General features: G+C 40.9%; 18 protein-coding genes and 1 other RNA gene. 2 read left to right on the forward strand and 17 right to left on the reverse strand.

Annotated elements, in window-relative coordinates:
* Nucleotides 1–6: 6 nt before the first annotated feature.
* The 4 genes from SM122_RS04830 to SM122_RS04845 form a co-directional block, all read right to left on the reverse strand.
* Nucleotides 7–1,164 (reverse strand): THUMP domain-containing class I SAM-dependent RNA methyltransferase, encoded by a 1,158-nt coding sequence (locus SM122_RS04830; protein ID WP_195529696.1) that lies wholly within the window; start codon nt 1,162–1,164, stop codon nt 7–9.
* Between the two features lie 66 nt (nt 1,165–1,230).
* Nucleotides 1,231–1,596: RNase P RNA component class B (gene rnpB / locus SM122_RS04835), an RNA gene on the reverse strand.
* Between the two features lie 16 nt (nt 1,597–1,612).
* Nucleotides 1,613–1,954, reverse strand: coding sequence for a cell division regulator GpsB (gene gpsB, locus SM122_RS04840; RefSeq protein ID WP_003010351.1), 342 nt, complete (start codon nt 1,952–1,954; stop codon nt 1,613–1,615).
* A gap of 69 nt (nt 1,955–2,023) precedes the next feature.
* Nucleotides 2,024–2,551: a DUF1273 domain-containing protein gene (locus SM122_RS04845; protein WP_023920293.1), complete on the reverse strand. Its 528-nt coding sequence runs from the start codon at nt 2,549–2,551 to the stop codon at nt 2,024–2,026.
* Nucleotides 2,552–2,615: 64 nt separating this feature from the next.
* On the opposite strand from SM122_RS04845, the gene recU reads away from it, so the two are divergent.
* Together recU and pbp1a are read left to right on the forward strand one after the other, a co-directional pair.
* Nucleotides 2,616–3,209: a Holliday junction resolvase RecU gene (recU, locus tag SM122_RS04850; protein WP_195529697.1), complete on the forward strand. Its 594-nt coding sequence runs from the start codon at nt 2,616–2,618 to the stop codon at nt 3,207–3,209.
* Nucleotides 3,210–5,324: a penicillin-binding protein PBP1A gene (gene pbp1a / locus SM122_RS04855; RefSeq protein WP_021154545.1), complete on the forward strand. Its 2,115-nt coding sequence runs from the start codon at nt 3,210–3,212 to the stop codon at nt 5,322–5,324.
* A gap of 432 nt (nt 5,325–5,756) precedes the next feature.
* Here pbp1a and pepC read toward each other — a convergent pair whose 3' ends face one another.
* The 13 genes from pepC to rsmH all read right to left on the reverse strand — a co-directional run bounded on the left by pepC (nt 5,757) and on the right by rsmH (nt 19,406).
* Complete coding sequence (gene pepC / locus SM122_RS04860) at nt 5,757–7,091, reverse strand: aminopeptidase C (protein WP_009732326.1); 1,335 nt, start codon at nt 7,089–7,091, stop codon at nt 5,757–5,759.
* 67 nt (nt 7,092–7,158) lie between these two features.
* A complete protein-coding gene (locus SM122_RS04865) occupies nt 7,159–7,710 on the reverse strand; it encodes a GNAT family N-acetyltransferase (protein ID WP_031575284.1) in 552 nt (183 codons plus the stop codon).
* 209 nt (nt 7,711–7,919) lie between these two features.
* Nucleotides 7,920–8,744 carry an ammonia-dependent NAD(+) synthetase gene (gene nadE / locus SM122_RS04870; RefSeq protein WP_155170496.1) on the reverse strand — a complete coding sequence of 275 codons (825 nt, stop codon included), beginning with the start codon at nt 8,742–8,744 and terminating at the stop codon, nt 7,920–7,922.
* Complete coding sequence (locus SM122_RS04875; RefSeq protein ID WP_324737845.1) at nt 8,741–10,201, reverse strand: nicotinate phosphoribosyltransferase; 1,461 nt, start codon at nt 10,199–10,201, stop codon at nt 8,741–8,743. The genes nadE and SM122_RS04875 overlap by 4 nt, the downstream gene beginning before the upstream one ends.
* A gap of 139 nt (nt 10,202–10,340) precedes the next feature.
* Complete coding sequence (gene trxB, locus SM122_RS04880) at nt 10,341–11,252, reverse strand: thioredoxin-disulfide reductase (RefSeq protein WP_155170498.1); 912 nt, start codon at nt 11,250–11,252, stop codon at nt 10,341–10,343.
* 59 nt (nt 11,253–11,311) lie between these two features.
* Complete coding sequence (locus SM122_RS04885; protein ID WP_003003995.1) at nt 11,312–11,539, reverse strand: DUF4059 family protein; 228 nt, start codon at nt 11,537–11,539, stop codon at nt 11,312–11,314.
* 81 nt (nt 11,540–11,620) lie between these two features.
* Nucleotides 11,621–12,364, reverse strand: a complete 744-nt coding sequence (locus SM122_RS04890; protein ID WP_155170500.1) for an amino acid ABC transporter ATP-binding protein — start codon at nt 12,362–12,364, stop codon at nt 11,621–11,623.
* Nucleotides 12,364–13,164 carry an amino acid ABC transporter permease gene (locus SM122_RS04895; protein WP_023920283.1) on the reverse strand — a complete coding sequence of 267 codons (801 nt, stop codon included), beginning with the start codon at nt 13,162–13,164 and terminating at the stop codon, nt 12,364–12,366. The genes SM122_RS04890 and SM122_RS04895 overlap by 1 nt, the downstream gene beginning before the upstream one ends.
* A 196-nt stretch (nt 13,165–13,360) precedes the next feature.
* A complete protein-coding gene (locus SM122_RS04900; RefSeq protein ID WP_155170502.1) occupies nt 13,361–14,704 on the reverse strand; it encodes a DEAD/DEAH box helicase in 1,344 nt (447 codons plus the stop codon).
* Between the two features lie 135 nt (nt 14,705–14,839).
* Nucleotides 14,840–15,832, reverse strand: a complete 993-nt coding sequence (mraY, locus tag SM122_RS04905) for a phospho-N-acetylmuramoyl-pentapeptide-transferase (RefSeq protein ID WP_155170504.1) — start codon at nt 15,830–15,832, stop codon at nt 14,840–14,842.
* A 1-nt stretch (nt 15,833) separates the two neighbouring features.
* Complete coding sequence (gene pbp2x, locus SM122_RS04910; protein ID WP_324737846.1) at nt 15,834–18,116, reverse strand: penicillin-binding protein PBP2X; 2,283 nt, start codon at nt 18,114–18,116, stop codon at nt 15,834–15,836.
* Entirely contained in the window at nt 18,109–18,444 is a 336-nt protein-coding gene (gene ftsL / locus SM122_RS04915) for a cell division protein FtsL (RefSeq protein WP_003014937.1), read from the reverse strand. Before ftsL ends, pbp2x begins: the two co-directional genes overlap by 8 nt.
* 11 nt (nt 18,445–18,455) lie before the next feature.
* Nucleotides 18,456–19,406, reverse strand: a complete 951-nt coding sequence (gene rsmH, locus SM122_RS04920) for a 16S rRNA (cytosine(1402)-N(4))-methyltransferase RsmH (RefSeq protein ID WP_049490974.1) — start codon at nt 19,404–19,406, stop codon at nt 18,456–18,458.
* Nucleotides 19,407–19,547 lie beyond the last annotated feature (141 nt).

The raw sequence follows: 19,547 nt of genomic DNA on the forward strand, positions 1-19,547 counted from the left end.
TCCTTTCTATGCCTTAATCTGCCGTTTTACTCGTTCCCCAAAATATTGGTAAAGATCAACTTTTAGGGTTCCGTTATAAAGTTTTCGTTTTTTATCTGCTTTACTACCGAATTTAGATTCAAAACCTTCATCACTGGTTAGGATAAATTTACTCCAGGTTTTGAGAGGTGCAAATACGTGCCCCATTTCAGTATACAATTTCGTCACACCCTCATCATCGGATAAGCGTTCTCCATATGGAGGGTTGGAGATAATCACCCCGTTGATCTTATCTGAGTGAAGATCTTGGACTCGCATTTGTTTAAAAGTAATGTCACTGCTAACGCCCGCTTTATGGGCATTTTCTTTGGCAATCTCAACCATCCGTGCATCGATATCAGTTCCCATAATATCCAATTCGATCTCGCGATTGATTTTTCTGCTTGCTTCTTGACGGACTTCATGAATCAAGCGATCATCCATCCAGTTCCATTCTTCAAAAGAAAAGGTCCGACGTAAACCAGGTGCCATATTTCTCGCAATCATCGCCGCCTCAATACAAAACGTTCCAGAACCACATGTCGGGTCAATCAAGGGTTTATCTGGATACCAGTTTGACAGCATAAGAATTGCCGCTGCCATATTTTCCTTAATAGGGGCTCCCCCTTTTTCAGTCCGATAACCACGTTTGAAGAGGCTACTACCAGTGGTGTCAATCAAGACGGTGGCTTGGTCTTTAAGGATTGATACTTCGATCTTAAACTCTGCCCCATTTTCCATGAGAGGAACACCTTCTGGTCGGGCATAGTGTTTTTGTAACTTTTTAACCACTGCTTTTTTCGAAATAGCCTGAACGCTAGGTTCATTATGAAGCTTTGATTTGACACATTTAGCCTTAGAAATAGGAAAACGTGCTCCTAAAGGCAAATAGTTTTCCCAATCCAAAGCAAAGACACCTTGAAAGAGTTCTTCGAAGGTTTTGGCTGGAAAAGTCCCAACCACAATTTTCACACGATCAGCCGCGCGCAACCAGAGGTTGGTTTCTATGATTGCTCGACGGTCTCCTTGAAATCGAACCCGTCCATTTTCAACCTGGCAATCGTAACCGAGATCGCGTAGTTCTCGACCAACAACAGCCTCTAAGCCAGCAGCGACCGTTGCAATCAATTCAAATTGTTTTTTCATCTTATTCCTATCACTTTAAAAAAGGAGGTTGAGATCTCTCTCCACCTCATCAACCTATATGCAATTTTCTATAAGCCATGTTTTGTTCCAGAAATGACTAGGTACCATTTCCTTCGATAATCATCTGTCTACTGTTTCCAGTCAGAATGCTATGTTCGTTTCCACGCATTCCATGCCCCGACCAAAGTTTGGGTTGCTAGCTTGAGGGGTTTACCTCGTTCCACTTTTTAGGTTTCCCTAAAAACTACGTCACTGTGGCACTTTCAGAGTTACTAGAGCTTATCCTTAGACTTAGCTCCTTCACTCGCCGTAACTTGAATACCAAGTCCCTAGGCTTATGGATTCACCTAGCACAAACACTACAGGCATCACAGCCTGTGCTAGCATGGACTTTCCTCATGAGAGGATTCTCTCACGCGATTATCCAAAAATTGCACGATCTATGGGATTAATAATCGCGATCTACGATCTGTTTCCCAAAAACTTCTTTTTCCAAACGATTGAGACGCTTGAGGATATCAAAGTTCGTCGCTGTTGTCACTTGCGGGAATTCTTGCGTAGCAGTGCTAGCAATCGGAGATGTTTGTGGTGTTTCCTGTGCTTTTTGGGCAAGTTCTTCACGAAGGCGGGCGTTTTCTTCACGCAATTCCTTCACCAAAGCAGCATAGGTTTCATAGTCTTTTATGACATCATCCAAAAATTCATTTACTTCATCTTTATTATAACCACGAACTTCTCGTTTGAAATCTTGATCAAAAATATCTTTCGCAGTAAAAATAATACTCGCCATTACTCTCTCCAATCTAGTTCATCATCTCAATTATATAAAAAAATGGTAAGAAAAATCAAGGTATAACACTTAGTTTTCGTAAAAATTTTCAGCAAGTTCATTTAAGTCATCAAAACTTAATTGTTTGACATAAAATGGTTCTTTTTCTACCATCATTTTGTAAAGATATTTTAAATTGGTTTCATTTTCTGGATCATAAAAAACATAAGCTCCATCCGCGTTATCTATCAAAAACTGATTGTATTCTTTTAGTTGACCCGGATTGCTATAGTGGGGATAGGCATATTTCACGAAATCCACCTGTTTGAAGCGTGCTAATAATTCCTGATTGCTTTCATTCCAATTTTCGCCAACATTCTCAAATAGGAAGATTGTCGCCATTTGAAAATCGTAATCTTTTTTTAATGCAAAGGCGACCTCTAGTACCCAAGCCTCAAATCCCAAATTACCAGAAAAAACTAGCCATTTCACTCCTTCTTCAAATAAACGACGAAGATCTCTTTCAATGGCTTTTTTGATAATGGTCAGTCGAGGATCTTTATTGGAAAAGACGCCCACATCAAAACTCTTATAACCTGCAACAAGTATGGTATTCATTTTTTCCTCATTATTCTAATTTATGATATAATAGAGTGATGTAATTGTACCAATAAGGAGAACTATGGTCAACTATCCACATAAAGTAGCCAAAAAAACCTTGGTCTCTACACAAAGGAAATATCCAGTCGACTTTGCGAATCGTGGGATGACATTTGAAAAAATGATCAATGAAAGTAATCAATACTATCTTTCTCGAGGTCTAGCAGTCATCCATAAAAAACCAACACCAATTCAAATCGTGAAAGTGGATTATCCACGTCGCAGTCGGGCAAAGATTGTTGAAGCCTATTTCAGGCAAGCCTCAACGACGGACTATTCTGGAGTATACAAGGGACGCTATATCGATTTTGAAGCTAAGGAAACACAGCAAAAGCAATCCATGCCGATGAAAAATTTTCATCAACATCAGATCGATCATATGGAGGCGGTTGTCCAGCAAGGCGGTATCTGTTTCGTTCTCTTGCATTTTGCAAAGTTGAGTGAAACCTACTTACTTCCTGCTCCTGCATTAATTCACTATTACAACATCGATCATGGTAGTAAATCCATGCCCCTCTCCTATATTCAGGAGCACGGCTTTCTAGTAGATAAGAATCGTCTTCCAAGCGTTCCTTATCTTGATATTATCGAACAGAAACTTCTAGGCGGTATTTAAATGAATAAACAAACAGTCATTCAATGGTTGAAATATGTTGCCATCGCAGCCATTTCATTTTTCTTACTTTTATTTGTCCTCGGTGGACTGATATTTAGTTACTATGCTATGAAAGCACCAACCTTGTCTGAAAAAGATTTGGTTGCAACAACATCTAGTAAGATCTATGACAACCAAAATAACTTGATCGCGGATTTGGGAGCTGAGAAACGAATCAATGTCACAGCCAATGAAATCCCTACTGATTTGGTCAATGCTATCGTAGCGATTGAAGACCACCGTTTCTTCAATCACCGTGGGGTCGACATCATTCGGATCGGCGGTTCCTTCCTTCACAACTTACGAGGAGGAAGTCAAGGTGGGTCAACCTTGACGCAACAATTGATCAAGTTAACCTATTTCTCCACTTCAGCCTCTGACCGTACCCTCTCTCGTAAGATCCAAGAAGCTTGGTTAGCAACCCAACTAGAAAAGAAAGCAACCAAACAAGAAATCTTGACCTATTACGTCAATAAAGTATTTATGGCGAATGGGAACTACGGAATGCAGACAGCTGCGAAAAGTTATTACGGAAAAGATCTAAAAGATCTTTCGCTCCCTCAATTGGCACTCCTTGCGGGGATGCCCCAAGCACCAAACCAATACGATCCATACTCCCATCCTGAAGCAGCGCAACAGCGCCGAAACTTAGTATTAAAAGAAATGCTCGATATGAAGACCATTTCTAACAAACAATACGAAGCAGCGGTCAATACACCTGTTACAGATGGTCTGCAAAGTCTCAGTTCTTCAAGCAGTTACCCAGCCTATATGGATAATTACCTAAAAGAAGTGATCGAGCAAGTCGAAGAAGAAACGGGCTACAATTTGTTGACAACCGGAATGGATGTCTATACAAACGTGGATACAGAAGCTCAAAAGAAACTATGGGATATCTACAATACAGATGAATATGTCAATTACCCGGATGATGAAATGCAAGTAGCTTCTACCGTTATTGATGTCAATACTGGTAAAGTCATTGCTCAGCTGGGTTCTCGTCACCAATCCAGCAATGTTTCCTTTGGTACAAACCAAGCGGTTGAAACGAACCGTGACTGGGGTTCAACAATGAAACCAATCACAGATTACGCACCAGCTCTTGAACATGAGGAATATACCTCTACAGCAGCTACTACAACAGATGCGCCATACAACTTCCCTCATTCATCAACGCCTGTCTACAACTGGGACCGTTCATACTATGGTAGCATGTCCATTACCTACGCAATTCAACAATCTCGTAACGTGCCTGCGGTGAAGGCCCTGGAAAAAGTTGGTCTTAAACAAGCTAAGAAATTCCTCAATGGATTAGGGATCGATTACCCAGAAATGGTTTACGCCAACGCTATCTCGAGTAACACTAGCGATTCTAGCAACAAATACGGAGCCAGCAGTGAGAAAATGGCAGCTGCCTATGCTGCTTTTGCCAATGGCGGTACCTATTACAAACCATCCTATGTTAGTCGGGTTGTCTTTAGTGATGGCACAACCAAGGAATTTGAGTCCGAAGGAACTCGTGCAATGAAAGCAACAACTGCCTACATGATGACAGATATGATGAAGACAGTTCTCTTGTCTGGTACCGGTACAAATGCTGCCATTTCGGGAATCTACCAAGCTGGTAAGACAGGTACATCAAACTATGCTGATAACGAAATCGGTAAATTGACAAAAAATGCTTATTCAAATATTGTAACACCGGATGAATTGTTTGTAGGCTACACTCCTGAATATGCCATGGCAGTATGGACAGGTTATTCCAATCGCTTTACACCAGTATTGGATAATGGAATACAGGTCGCAACGGATGTCTACCGTCAAATGATGCTCTATCTTGCTAATAATAATAACTCTGGTCATACGGATTGGACGCAACCAAGTGGACTGTATCGAAGTGGTTCTTATCTCTACTTAAACAATGGTAAGAACAACTACAATAACTACTACTATGAGCCAAGTTATTCCACTGATCAGTATTCGTATGAAGAACCATCGTCTAGCTCTTCGAACGAAGAAAATCAATCTAAACCATCTGAGCCTTCTTCGCAAGACTCTAACAATCATAACGAATAATAGAATGGAGAAGTCGGGCTTTTGCCCGGCTTTTTTTAAAACAATGGTTAAAAAACCAGAACGAATAAAATCTGATTTATTTAGTTAGACTTCCCAGCTTTTTTATTTTTGAGTATATAAAAAAAAGAGCCTTTCGGCTCTTATTAGAATGTAGACAAACTATTTTAAAGCAAAATAAGTTAAGTGATTCTGCAAAAAACAAAATTGAGTTCCAATATTTAAATCGATTTAAGAAAATACTGAAACTTTCCGCTGTGAGAAAAGTGCTTGAAACGTTATTGTTTCAGGCACTCGGAATTATTGAGACCTTAGACTCAATAATTAGTCATGGAACTTTAAAGAAGTTCGCTGACGTCCGTACTCACCTAAGGAAAGTTTTTAAGATATTTTGTCTTCAATCTGAAAAGAGCCTTTCGGCTCTTTTCTATATCATTATTTTGCTAAAGCTCCCATTGGATCCCACGGTGCTAGGACAATTGGTTCTGCTTCATAGGCTGCTAATTCGTCTGCTGTTAGGAATTCTTTACGAACCACGATTTGATAGGTATATTCATCCATCCAAGCATCAGAAGCCACAAAGTAACCATCTGTACCGACCTTGTCTCCCCATGAATTTTCAACCTTCCATTTACGAGGCTGACCTGCTTCGTCTAAATCAACCCCTGTCAAGACCATAGCGTGTGTCATGAGACTTTCTGCATAGTCCAAGCGACCCGCCTTGTCTTGTGTCAAATGAATGTCCATGCCTGCTTCAAAATCGTAGACATCTGTTGCCAGGATTCCGGCTTTACGGTTGCTGACTTGGCCTACATCTGAACCAAACCAGACAGTTTCTCCTGCTTTCATTTGAGCAATAGCTAATTCTTTCAATCGATCCATTGGAACATTTAGGTAGCGGACTGGACGGCTACCAACCACATTGCCCAGCATATCTACGGTGTAAGATTTTCCATATGGCTTATCTGTAGTTGGGGCATTGATAATGGAGACGTAATCGTCTAATTGAAGGTCTACATATTTTTTGTAGAAGCTTTGTGGAGTTAAGCCACTTTCGGTATGGAATTGGTTGTCCTTATCACGGTATGAAAAGTCAAATTCACGCGGAGGCAATCCTAAAGACATAGCCAAGAAGTTAAAGATTTCTTGCAACAACGCTTGTTTCTTGCTCGCAACTGCCTCACTATCTGCGCCTGAGTGAATCAAGTCACGCAAGATTTGCGCATCTTGACGCAAGAGTTTATTGAGGTAGGTGTTCAATTCCCGGCTATTACTTGAAGAAATCGATTCCGGATAAACTGATTTTGGAACCACTCCGTATTTCTCAAAGAGGGATACCACCATATCCCATTGACCACCATCTTGTTGTGGGGTTTGTAGGAGAAAAGCCACCTTACGGCTGGTCAATTCTTGATCTGCTGTAGCAATCACTTGCTCCAAAAACCAGTTTGATTTTTCATACTTATCCCAAAAGAAAGTATGTGCTTGAGACAATTCAAAATCCTCCAATTGGAAGCTTGAAATCATCTTGTGACGGAAGGTATTTAAAGCCGCAAACATCCAACAACGTCCAGATGCTTTTTGGTTTGTCACCTTATCCTTGGTCAAATCAAGTGAAAAAACTGGTGTATTTTCTACTGCACTCTTGCGCGTTTCAAGCGATGCATGGATCCCATTGTGGGTAACAGCATTTTCAAGAGCCGCATATTTCACATTTGCTTCATAATTAGCATAGAGCTGGTCTGTAAATTCTTTCGTTAATTCTGACATAGCAATCTCCTTTTTTCATTATTTACTATTATAATCCTTTGAGCAGAATCTTCAAGTAAAAATCACCCTATAGAGAGGGATTCTGTTTAGAATAGATGATTTTATCCCCGCAATATCCTTTGCGTTGAATGGCATGAGGGATGGTTTCTACATACTGCATTCCTGCCTTTTCCATGACTTTCCCTGAAGCAGGATTTAAACTGACATAAGTGGCTTTGATTTCTTTAAATCCGACTTTGTTCAATAAGAAATCCAAAACAGCTATGACGGCTTCTGTCATGAATCCCCGCCCCCAGAATTTCTTGCCAAGGATATAACCTAGCTCGCATGATTGACTTTCCTGGTCTTGAGAAACCACACTAATATCTCCAATTACCTGATCCAGTGATGTTTTCAAACAAAGCGCCCATTTATAAGTATCTGGTTTACGATACTGTTCGATCCATCTTTTGATCGATTCTCTGGTTCTCTCAGTAGATGCATGGGCATCCCAAGTGACATATTTCAGGGTTTCAGGATCCGAAGCCCAATTTTCAAACATCGCTGGTGCATCTTCCAAAACGAAAGGCCTCAAGTATAAATGCTCTGTCTCTATGACAAGACTTCCAAGATGATTCATAGATTGTCTCCCTTCATTTTTTCATGCAACTTGAACGTTGCAAGTTGGTTACTTTAATCTAGAAGAAAAGGACGGATGAAATCGCCCTTCTTTTTGATGCTTTTCACAATATTGTATGGTGAGACTACGAAATCGAACTCTGCGAGTTACCGATTTCTGTCTCGTTTTCCTATTTTAAGACTCGGGCTAAAAAGGTCCAGTGGACCTTTTTACTCCCAGAAATGATCAAATACTGTGATTGGCAGGTGGCGTTTGTGTTGGCCTTTGTACCACCATTTTTCAATAGTGGCTTGAGCTTCTGGGCTCACTTGTTTGCCTTCTAGGTAATCATCGATTTCATTATAGGTGACACCCAGCGCTACTTCGTCTGCTATTCCTGGTTTTTCTTCTTCCAAATCTGCAGTTGGGATTTTCTCATAGAGAGCAGGATCAGCTCCCAAGGCTTTAAGCAATTGTTTTCCTTGGCGCTTGTTCAAACGGAAAAGGGGTAAAATATCTGCACCACCATCTCCAAATTTTGTGAAGAAACCAGTAATATTTTCTGCAGCATGATCCGTCCCAATCACCGCTCCGCTACGTGCTCCAGCTAGAGCATACTGAGCAATCATGCGACTGCGAGCCTTAATATTGCCTTTGTTAAAATCAGAAACTTCTGTTCCAGTCGCTTCTACTGCTCGTACCATTTCGTCAGCAAACTCCTTGATATTCACAACCAGACTAACATCCGGCTGGATAAAGGCCAATGCTTTTTGTGCATCTGCTTCATCTGCCTGTACCCCATAAGGAAGACGAACAGCAATAAATTGATAGGAGGCATCTCCTGTTTCTGCGCGCATTTCTTCCATGGCTAATTGAGCTAATCGTCCAGCAAGAGTCGAATCTTGTCCTCCTGAGATCCCTAATACAAATGTTTTCAAGAAGGGATGTTTTTTTAGATATCTTTTTAAGAAATCAACCGAGCGGCGAATCTCTTCCTGAGGATCAATGCTAGGCTTGACACCCAATTGTTGGATAATCTCTTCTTGCAAACTCATTTTGCTTCTCCTTCTCCATTGGCCTTGTTACGCATTTCCTCGATTAGATCCATCTTATCCTGCCAAATATCTTTTGCCAAGTCAACTGGGTAATGCTGTGGATTAAGGACACGCTTGTATTCATCCCACAATTGATCGTAAATTTTACGAGCATATTCTTGAATTTCTGATAATGGTGGTAGTTGATAAACCAATTGCCCCTCTTTAAAAATATCCACTAAAAGAGGAATAGCCTCAAAGTTTCGGACCGTTTTATTGATGTAGGTATAAGTCGGATGGAACATTTTAAGTTCTGTCAGTTGAGAAACATCTACTCCATCATAAGTAATGTAGTCCCCTTCTGACTTACCTTTTTCACGACTGGTAATCCGCCAGACTTGCTTTTTACCTGGAGTAGAAACTTTCTCTGCATTATTAGAAAGCTTGATGGTATTGATCATCTCTCCTGCTTCGTTTTCAACAGAAACAATTTTGTATACCGCCCCAAGTGCTGGTTGATCGTAAGCCGTAATTAGTTTGGTTCCCACACCCCATACATCAATTTTTGCTTTTTGCATTTTTAAGTTGAGGATGGTATTTTCATCCAAGTCGTTAGAAGCGTAGATTTTAGCATTTGTAAACCCAGCCTCATCTAATTGCTGGCGAACTTTTTTAGAAATATAGGCAATATCTCCTGAATCAATCCGAACGCCTAAGAAATTGATCTTCTCTCCCATTTCACGCGCTACCTGAATAGCTGCTGGTACCCCAATACGAAGGGTATCATAGGTATCGACGAGGAAGACACAATCTTTATGGGTTTCCGCATAGGCCTTAAAGGCTTGGTAGTCATTTCCATATACCTGTACAAGAGAATGGGCATGGGTTCCTAAAACAGGGATTCCAAAGAGTTTTCCTGCCCGAACATTACTAGTCCCATTAGCACCTCCGATGACTGCCGCACGAGTTCCCCAAATCGCAGCATCCATTTCTTGCGCGCGACGTGTCCCAAATTCCATCAAAGGCTCATCTTCAATGACCGAACGAATGCGTGCAGCCTTTGTGGCTATCAAGGTTTGAAAGTTGACTATATTTAAGAGGGCTGTTTCCACCAATTGACACTGAGCCAGAGGACCTTCGACCTGGACAATTGGTTCATTGGCAAAAACTAAGTCACCTTCTTGAGCCGAGCGTACTGTCAGTTCCAATTTAAGATCACGGAGATATTCCAAGAAGGCTCCATGATAACCAAGTGACTCTAAATAGGCAATATCGCTCTCAGAAAAACTCAAGTTTTCCAAATATTTCACAATTCGCTCTAAGCCAGCAAATACAGCATAGCCGTTTTTAAAAGGCTGTTGACGAAAATACACTTCAAATACAGCATGTTTATTGTGGATACCTTGATCAAAATAGACCTGCATCATGTTGATTTGGTATAAATCAGTATGCAAGGTTAAACTGTCATCTGGATACATATGAATACCTCTTTTTTTTGATTTGTTCTATGAATTCCTACCATAAAATTAGTACCATTATAGCACATTTCAGCCCTATTGAATACTGAAAGGAAAGCACAAAAAAAATCTGAGACACAAACCTCAGATTTTTAAAAGATTAAAAGTTTTCTGTGATATATTTATAAACTTCTTGGCCAGCAATCGCACCGTCTCCGACTGCTGTCGTCACTTGACGTAGGTCTTTTTGACGAACATCACCAACCGCAAAAATACCTGGGACTGTGGTCCTCATATGATCATCCGTCACCACCCAGCCATTTTCATCTAAAATACCAAGTTCCGTCGCAAAATCACTGACAGGATCTAAACCGACATAGATAAAGACACCACCGAAGGCCTGCTCTCTAACCTCTCCTGTCTTCACATCTTTTAAAAGGACAGACGTTACTTTTTGTTCCCCCTTAATTTCTTCAACAACTGTATTCCAAGCAAAGTGAATTTTATCATTGGCAAAGGCACGGTCTTGAAGAACTTTTTGGGCACGCAACTGATCACGACGATGAGCAATGGTCACTGTTTTTGCAAACTGCGTCAAAAAGACAGCTTCCTCTACCGCAGAATCGCCACCACCAACGACCAAGAGATCCTCATCTCTAAAGAAAGCTCCATCACAAACAGCACAGTAGGAAACCCCTCTACTATTCAGCTCCTCTTCACCAGGGACATTTAATAAACGGTGGTTAGACCCTGTTGCAATCACAAGGGTCTTAGCTTCAAATTCCCCGTCATCTGTGACAATCTTTTTGGTTACTCCGTGGTCTTCGATGCGCTCTACCTGACCAAACAAATGTTCCACACCAAGATTTTCTAAGGGCTCAAACATTTTTTCAGCCAACTCCGGGCCACTAATATTGGCATAGCCAGGATAGTTTTCAATGTCAGACGTATTGTTCATTTGGCCGCCTGGAATCCCTCTCTCAATCAATGCGACTTTTAAATTACTTCGTGCTGCATAAAGGGCCGCAGTCATCCCTGCAGGACCTGCTCCAATAATCACTGTATCAAACATAGTCAACCTCTTTTCCGTTTCGTTGTAATCATTATAATTCTAACACGGCATTTTTGCAATTATCGTGCTTGAAAGATAAACAAGATCCCTATGACCGCAAAGGTTAAAATAGGAATCGTCATGATATCAATTAAGAGGATATCATACAAATGCGCTTGTCGTTGCTTGGCTGTTTTATCTTTCTTCTTAAGGGCACGGTAGCCAATCCAAATACAAGAAGCGATCCCAACTAAAATCGTTGTCGTCACTAAACTTTGTAAATATAAGGACAATAATTTATTTAACATCACGACTCCAAATATTTTTACATTTTCAGAAAACAAACCCAGCTAGCATCGCCAGCTGAGTCTTACCTCTTTTCTATTATATCAAACATAGGTCCGTTTGTAACTAGCAAAGAATTCTTTTGTCCGTTCTTCTTTTGGATGCTGCATGATTTCCTCTGGAGTTCCAGTTTCAATAATCCGTCCTTTATCCAAAAATAAGACCTTATCTGCCACTTGCGCTACAAAAGACATATCATGGCTGACCAGTACCATAGTTTGTCCCGTTTTTGCGGCATTGGCAATGGATTTTTCAACTTCTCCAACCAATTCTGGATCCAAGGCTGAAGTCGGTTCATCCAGCAAAAGAACTTCTGGTTTCATGGCCAAGGCACGAGCCAAAGCCACGCGTTGCTTTTGTCCGCCTGAGAGGTGACGAGGATAGTGATTTTCACGATCCGATAAGCCAACCTTGGCCAGTTCTTCTCGTGCAATTTTCGTTGCTTCTTGATCGGATAAGCCCTTTACAACAATGAGCCCTTCTTTCACATTTTCAAGAGCTGTTTTCCTTCCAAACAAATTAAACTGTTGGAAAACCATGGCCAACTTTCTCCGCAAAGTTAAGATTTGATCTTGGGTAATGTGCTCAAAATCAACTTCGAAATCATCAATCTTAATTCTACCACTGTCTGGTGCTTCCAAATAGTTTAAACTGCGTAAAAAGGTCGATTTACCCGCTCCAGAAGACCCAATCAAGGCTACTACTTCCCCTTTTTGAATTTCCAAACTTAGATTATTTAAAACCTTTTGACCTGAAAATGTCTTTGATAATTCTGAAATATAAATCATTAGATACGGACCTCCTGATCTGGTAAATCAATTGCTACGGGAGTCTCAATATCCAGTCGACGTTCAATGTGTCGGCCTAGCATTTCTATGAGGATATTCACAATCCAGTAAACAATCGATACCGTGATAAAGCGTTCAAAATACTTCAAATCGCTCCCCCCAATAATCCGTGCTTGGGCAAAAATTTCAACCACACTGGCACTAAAGGCTAGCGATGTCCCCTTGGTTAAACCAATGAGAGAGTTGATTAAGGTTGGAGTTGCAACGACTGCTGCATTGGGAATAATAATCCGGCGATAAACTTGACGGTTGGTCATTCCAAGACTACGTGCTGCCTCTATCTCACCAGGATCCACCGATAAAATCGCTGCCCGGATGGTCTCGCTCGCATACGCTGCCTCATTAAAGGCAAGGGCCACAATCGCAAATAGCTCAGCTGGAATGGCATTAATATTAAAAGCTGTTCCATAAGACTGATTGATCGCTTTTAAAATAAGAGGGATCCCATAATAGGTCAACATCAATTGAACCAACAAAGGAGTCCCCCGCAAAAAGCTGACAAAAACAGCTTGAATCGGGTAGAGGATTCGTACACGATTAATTTTGACCAGAGCAAAAATCATGGCAAAAATAATCCCAACAAATGCGCCTCCCAGGGCTAGTAAAATCGTCACAGGCAGTTTCCCTATGACAGCCGGGAATGCATCCAATACAGCTCTCAAACTAAACAGCTTGCTATCTGGAACGTGTTTTAAAAAGTCGGCATACCAGTTGGCTGTTAATAGATTAGTTGTAAACATTCTTGTTACTTCCTTTCTCGAACATAAACATTCTATCACATTCACTATCGGAATCCCAAAAATTGCTACAGAAATAGAAAAATGATAGACTACTCAAATTTAGTCTATCATAATTTTAGACAAGTTCCTAATAGTTTTTCTTTATGGAGTTCATAAAGAAAATTTATGTTTTGCTCTGAACATTTGAAACCAGGGATTAGAAAGTTTGGCGTTTGGCCTTTCTTTCCGCCCGACCACGCGCTCGGTTTTCAGCTCGCTTAGCTTTTCTCCGCTTTTCATCAACTGCCCATTTGATTTTTTTCTTGTAACCTGGTTTGATTTTTTTCTTTTTCTTCTTCACCAGACCGATCATTTCGATGTCGAGTTTCTCTTGCTTTTTCTCACGATTCGCCCGTCTGTCCCGATCATAAGTATCTTCAATAACCCCATTTTTCAACACTTTCGGTACGAAACGAATCCCCATTTTTTCTAGTTCACGGATATCTGAATCATCACTCGGTTGATAAAGGGTAATGGCTACACCTGGTAGACCATTGCGTCCTGTCCGACCGACTCGGTGAACAAAGAAAGAAAGATCTTGAGGAATGGCATCGTTAATGACATGACTCACCCCTTCGATATCAATTCCACGCGCTGCTAAATCTGTGGCCACAATATACTCAAAGTCAAGGTTTTTAACCTGATTCATGATCCGTTTCCGTTCACGTGGTGGGATATCTCCGTGAATCTTCGCCACTTTTAGGCCCTGAGCCACTAAATAGGCATGAAGATCATCTGCTCTCGTTTTTGTATTGACGAAAATCATGGCCAAATAAGGTTGCAAGGTCTTGGTCAATTGGAAAACTTGCTCATTTTTATCCCGCCCCTTGGTAGAAACCAGCCAATTATCGATGGTATCTGAAATCACCGTCTTGGTCTTAATTTGCTCCATGACTGGATTGAAGAGATATTTTTTCAAGAAAGGCTGCAATTTTTGTGGAATCGTAGCCGAAAAGACTAAAAATTGCAGTTGTTGCGGAAGTCTTGAAGCAATCTTATCCACGGTAGACAAAAATCCCATATCCAGTGTCATATCCGCCTCATCCACCACAAAGGTATGGGCCTTATGGATGGCCAGATCTCCAGATGCAACCAGATCATAGATCCGTCCTGGAGTTCCAATCACGATATGCGGTTGTTTGACCTGCAATTTTTCAATCTGACGACTTTTATCCGTTCCTCCAACATAATTGGCAATCCGAATTTCTTTTTCAGAATGACTAGCGATTTGACGAGCAGCTTGGTAAATTTGCGTTGCTAACTCCCGACTAGGAGCCGTAATCACCGCTTCAACATGATCGTTGTCTTCATTTAACGTTTGAAAAATCGGCAAGAGGAATGTATGGGTTTTTCCAGATCCTGTCTTAGATTCCCCAACCAAATCATTCCCAGCTAAGACAATCGGAATTAGTTTTTCCTGTACTTCGGTTGCTTCTCTAAAATTGATTTCTTTCAGTGCCTCTTGAATATAAGGCTTAAAATTAAACTCTGTAAATTTCATTTTCTCAGTTCCTTTCATGATCTCTATTATTATATCAGAAAAGCTGACTTCGTGCCTCTCTTATGAGTCATTTTTCCTAACCAACAAAGTCTCTCTGAGTCAGCAAAAAGACGATGGACAAGCCCACCGTCTTTTTTATAAGTAGAGAAGAACAAGAGTGATGACACTTGTTACCAAGGCAATGGTCCACATAAAGGCATCCACTTTCCATTCTGACCAGTTTTGCCCATTACCAGAAAGGCCACCCAGTTCTAAATGATGGTGGAAAGGAGTCATTCGGAAAATCCGACGTCCTTCTCCGTAGCGTTTCTTGGTCCATTTGAAATAGGTCACTTGTAGCATCACTGAACCTGTTTCAATGACATAGACCAGACCAATCAAGAGCAGCGTCCACTCGACATGCAGCGCCATTGACAAGGCTGCAAGCATCCCACCAAGAGCTAGACTACCAACATCTCCCATAAAGATTTTAGCCGGCTTGTGGTTGAAGACAAAGAATCCAAGCAAGGCCCCAATCATACTTAAGGTGACAAAGAGAATATCCCATTTTCCTTGCATATAGGCAATAAAGGAATAGGCACTCAGGCTAATGGCAACGGAAATGCTGGCTAATCCATCAATCCCATCTGTCAAATTGACAGCATTTGAAAAACCAACCAACCAAAACAAAGCAAAGAGAATATAGAAATGGCCCAAGTAAAGATCGTAACCAAAGACATTCAAAAGGCTTCCTGCACCGTGGCGTTCAGAAAAAATATAGAAGATGATTCCACCAACGAGTTGAAGAGCTAATTTTTGCTTTGGATTGAGCCCTTCATTAATCTTACGAAAAACTTTTAAAAAGTCATCTAAAAATCCAACAATTCCATATAGAATCAAGATAAATAGAATCAGTTGAACGGGGCGCGTGAAATTTCCAGTCAATACGGTAACGACAAAACTGACTAGAACTGCTGTAATGAGAAACACCACTCCACCCATTGTTGGAGTGCCAGCTTTCGCTTTGTGTTGTTTCACATCTTCATGCATTTGTTGCCCAGAAATATGAGCACGATGGTAAAATCGAATAAAGGCTGGAATAGCAGCCACTGTTAATAGAAACGATACAAGGATCGTAGCAATATACATCTTAGTCTCCTAATGTTAACGTAATCTTTTTGGTTTTATTGAGTGAGGTGTTCATTTTGACACTTTGTTTGGTTACTTTCTTTCCACTACCTTTATAGGTAATTTCAATTCCAGTCCATTCTCCAAAGATGTCTGCATTTTTCTTAGTCCAACCATACATATCTGGAACAACATCAAAGTCTTCTGTCAATAACAATACTTGTTGATTGGCTTTGACTTTAGAACCCACATCCACAGACATCTTGCGGATATTTTTCCCGGTCCCTAGTACAATTGGTTGCACCAAATTGCGACGCAATTCCTCTGAATAAGCACCTGGGCTTAGATTTTGCTTCAGATTCAACTCTTTAGAGAGAGTTTCCACTGAAGGGATTTTGTAAGTCGTTTCTTTAGTCACATCATCCAAAGTTGGTGCCTCTGATGTTAAGTGCAATTCGTCTTTTAAAGCAACTGCATCTTCCAAAATAGGATTGACCAGCTCTTCCCAGCTAGTAGCTGAGAATTTCACTTCTGGTTGTTGGACCGTCACATACATGATGAATTCAGGGTCTTCTGCAGGTGTCATGGCTACAACCGAGTTGATATAATCATTTTCTCCTTGCAAGTATCCTTGATCTGTCGCCATTTGGGCAGTCCCTGATTTCACTGCAACGTTTTGACCGGGTACCTGAATGATAGGTCCATCACTGTACAAAGTCCCATACTCTGGATCTGTTCCGACCGTGATCATATAATTTCGAGTCTGTTGCGCAGCTGATCCTGAAACTGGTTTTCCAACAACTTCTTTTTTTGATTTGCGGGCTGTGTCTGATTTCTTATCGTAAATGGCACTAATAAACTTCGGCTCCAACATTTCCCCATCATTTGCAATGGCAGAAAATGCACGTAACATCTGCGTTTGGGTCACCGAAATCCCTTGACCGAAGGAAGACATGGCTTGAGTGACATAGTTATCACCTGGTAGGCCTCCAAAACTTTCGTCCCCCATTCCAAAACGTGTAGGAAGTCCGAACTTAAAGAGTGTGAGGTAATTCATCCAGACATTATTGCCCATCTTCTGTTCAAGCTTGGTCATCCCAATGTTACTTGAATAGGCAAAACCTTGGGCAATATTCATATAGCGACCTTCTGACAGTCCCATATTGACATCCCAGTCACGGATGGTCGCATCTTTTACTTGTAGTTCGTTATTGTAGTATCCCTCATTATAGGCTGGGAAGGTTCCATGATCAATCGCCGAAGCTAATAACATGACCTTCATCGTTGAACCCGGTTCATATTGATCTTGATAAAGGATGGTATTCCAGGTTTTCAAGTTTTTCAGATCCAACCCTTGTTTGGTATCCGCATTATAGGATGGACGTTGCGTTGTAGCCAGGATTTCTCCAGTTTTTGCACTCACAAGAGTCGCACTAACATACTTTCCTTTTACTTTTTCTTGGAAAACATCCATTCGCGTCTCAAGGTAGGTTTGTAATTCTGCTGAAATGGTCGTATAGACATCTTTTCCATCTTCTGTTTTGACAGAAACCTTATCTGAACCAGGAACGATATTGCCGTTTCGGTCTTTGTCATAGGTGATAACCCCATTTTGACCAGCGAGAATACGATCGAGGGATTTCTCCATCCCTGATTGCCCCTTCAGAGTTTTATTCCCCTCTTTATCTTCTTGAAGAGAGGCCTGACCTATAAATTGAGAAGCAAAAACTCCATTTTTATAGCTTCGATTTGGACTGGTTGTAAAGGCAACCCCTTCAATCTTCGCCGCTTCCATGGCCTCACGGATGGCTGTCATATTACTATAAGTTATGCCGTTTCCGTTCGAGCCAAAAGAAACCTGTTTCAATTTCTTTTGCGACAACTGTTGAATGACGTAATCCTCATCCATCCCTAAGTACTGCTTAAAGATTTCTGCTACTTTTTTAAATTGGCTCTCTTCTACATAGAGGATTTTCCCAGTTGCTGATTTGTACTTTTTATCAATAATAGCATAAACGTTATAGGTCGTAGCATCTTCAGCAATTACTGCTCCATTTCGGTCGTAGATCGTTCCACGTTTTGCAGGAACAATGACCGTCTGCTCATGGACTTTTTTGGCTTGATCCGATAAGGTTACACCAAATTTTTTGTCAGTCCCAATGATCATTGCAAAATTAATCAGAAAGAGAAAAAAGAGGAAAATCGCCAGTACACTAAGATTTTTCCCAACTTGTTTTCGATTCTGATCCGGCAAGCGACGTTTCTTTATCGAATACCCGATCAAAAATTTTTTGAATTTATTCATCACTACTTGCACTCACTGTTTTTCGATTTTCTTTTTGCAGCTTCATTCCTTGGGAGCTAGCCAACTGTGATAAGCGGTCATAACGTGTTAATTCATTGACCTCTTGACGAACATCTGCTAATTCCGTCTTTTTGGCTTCTAGTTCCGTATTCAAATCAGTCAATTCACTCTGAACTTGTAAAATCCGTGTCTGCATAAAGACGATACTAATGGCTAAAATAACAGCTGTTAGGACAATCGACCCATAAAAAGCCTTTTCTACTCTAGAGAAACGGCGAAAGCGGTCTTGCAGTAGCTGTGTTCTTGTTCTCTCATCTCTTGCTGCCATATCAATTCCTCTTACTTGTGTATTTTTCGAGCAACCCGTAGTTTTGCTGAATGGGATCGATTATTATCCTCAAGCTCTTCTTCACTTGGTAAAATAGGTTTCCGGTTGACCAACTCCATCTTTGGTTTCAAATCATCTGGAATAAAGGGAAGTCCCTTTGGAACCTCAACCGTCGAAGCTTCTTTAAACAATTGTTTGGTCAATCGATCCTCTAACGAATGAAAGGTAATCACAGAAATACGACCATCGAGGGCCAACAAATCCATGGCTTGCTGAATCGATTCATCTGCAGCTCCCAGTTCATCATTGACTTCGATACGAATGGCTTGGAAAATCTGTTTAGCAGGATGGCCCTTTTTCTTGAGCTCCTTAGCTGGTTTAGCAGATTTAATAATCTCTGCTAATTCAGTCGTCGTTTCAATCGGTTTAATTGCTCGTGCTTGCTCAATTTTCCGCGCAATTTGCTTGGAAAATTTGTCCTCTCCATATTTGAAAAAAATACGGACTAGATCATGGTAATCGTAGCTATTTACAACCTCATAGGCTGTCAAGGAAGCTTCTTGATTCATCCGCATGTCTAACGGCGCATCTTTCTTGTAAGAAAATCCGCGTTCCCGTTCATCTAACTGAGGACTAGAGACACCTAGGTCATAACAGATTCCATCAATTTCAGTCACACCCAATTCGTTTAGACGTTCCTTCAAATGACGAAAGTTATCCTTAATGAAGGTCACCATGCCTTTCTCAATGAAAGGTGCCAATCGAATCTTAGCATTCTCAATTGCATGCTGATCTTGGTCAAAGGCATAAAGATGGCCCGATTCATTTAATTTTGTTAACAAATATTCGCTGTGGCCTGCCCCACCCAATGTGGCGTCTACATAGATCCCATCTGGCTTAACATCCAGCATATCGATCGTTTCATGAAGCAAAACCGTTACATGATGAAATTCTTTACTCATATCTTTACTATTTTACCACAAATGGGACCAAGATGCACTCCTGAAAGAAAATTCACTAACTAATCCTATCGGACCTTTTCGGATCCTACAAAATACCTAGAAAGGCTTGATTTCACTTGTTTCCTCTAGGATTTATGATAC

The sequence above is a fragment of the Streptococcus gingivalis genome, assembly GCF_035544715.1.
GTDB lineage: Bacteria > Bacillota > Bacilli > Lactobacillales > Streptococcaceae > Streptococcus > Streptococcus gingivalis.

Coding starts and splice junctions, on each gene's coding strand:
- SM122_RS04885 (WP_003003995.1), bottom strand. CDS start 11,539: ATGTTAAATAAATTATTGTCCTTATATTTACAAAGTTTAGTGACGACA.
- SM122_RS04845 (WP_023920293.1), bottom strand. CDS start 2,551: ATGAATACCATACTTGTTGCAGGTTATAAGAGTTTTGATGTGGGCGTC.
- gpsB (WP_003010351.1), bottom strand. CDS start 1,954: ATGGCGAGTATTATTTTTACTGCGAAAGATATTTTTGATCAAGATTTC.
- pbp2x (WP_324737846.1), bottom strand. CDS start 18,116: ATGAATAAATTCAAAAAATTTTTGATCGGGTATTCGATAAAGAAACGT.
- SM122_RS04865 (WP_031575284.1), bottom strand. CDS start 7,710: ATGAATCATCTTGGAAGTCTTGTCATAGAGACAGAGCATTTATACTTG.
- SM122_RS04875 (WP_324737845.1), bottom strand. CDS start 10,201: ATGTATCCAGATGACAGTTTAACCTTGCATACTGATTTATACCAAATC.
- SM122_RS04900 (WP_155170502.1), bottom strand. CDS start 14,704: ATGAAATTTACAGAGTTTAATTTTAAGCCTTATATTCAAGAGGCACTG.
- mraY (WP_155170504.1), bottom strand. CDS start 15,832: ATGTATATTGCTACGATCCTTGTATCGTTTCTATTAACAGTGGCTGCT.
- recU (WP_195529697.1), top strand. CDS start 2,616: ATGGTCAACTATCCACATAAAGTAGCCAAAAAAACCTTGGTCTCTACA.
- pbp1a (WP_021154545.1), top strand. CDS start 3,210: ATGAATAAACAAACAGTCATTCAATGGTTGAAATATGTTGCCATCGCA.
- SM122_RS04830 (WP_195529696.1), bottom strand. CDS start 1,164: ATGAAAAAACAATTTGAATTGATTGCAACGGTCGCTGCTGGCTTAGAG.
- ftsL (WP_003014937.1), bottom strand. CDS start 18,444: ATGGCAGCAAGAGATGAGAGAACAAGAACACAGCTACTGCAAGACCGC.
- trxB (WP_155170498.1), bottom strand. CDS start 11,252: ATGTTTGATACAGTGATTATTGGAGCAGGTCCTGCAGGGATGACTGCG.
- nadE (WP_155170496.1), bottom strand. CDS start 8,744: ATGAGTTTGCAAGAAGAGATTATCCAACAATTGGGTGTCAAGCCTAGC.
- SM122_RS04895 (WP_023920283.1), bottom strand. CDS start 13,164: ATGTTTACAACTAATCTATTAACAGCCAACTGGTATGCCGACTTTTTA.
- pepC (WP_009732326.1), bottom strand. CDS start 7,091: ATGTCAGAATTAACGAAAGAATTTACAGACCAGCTCTATGCTAATTAT.
- rsmH (WP_049490974.1), bottom strand. CDS start 19,406: ATGAGTAAAGAATTTCATCATGTAACGGTTTTGCTTCATGAAACGATC.
- SM122_RS04890 (WP_155170500.1), bottom strand. CDS start 12,364: ATGATTTATATTTCAGAATTATCAAAGACATTTTCAGGTCAAAAGGTT.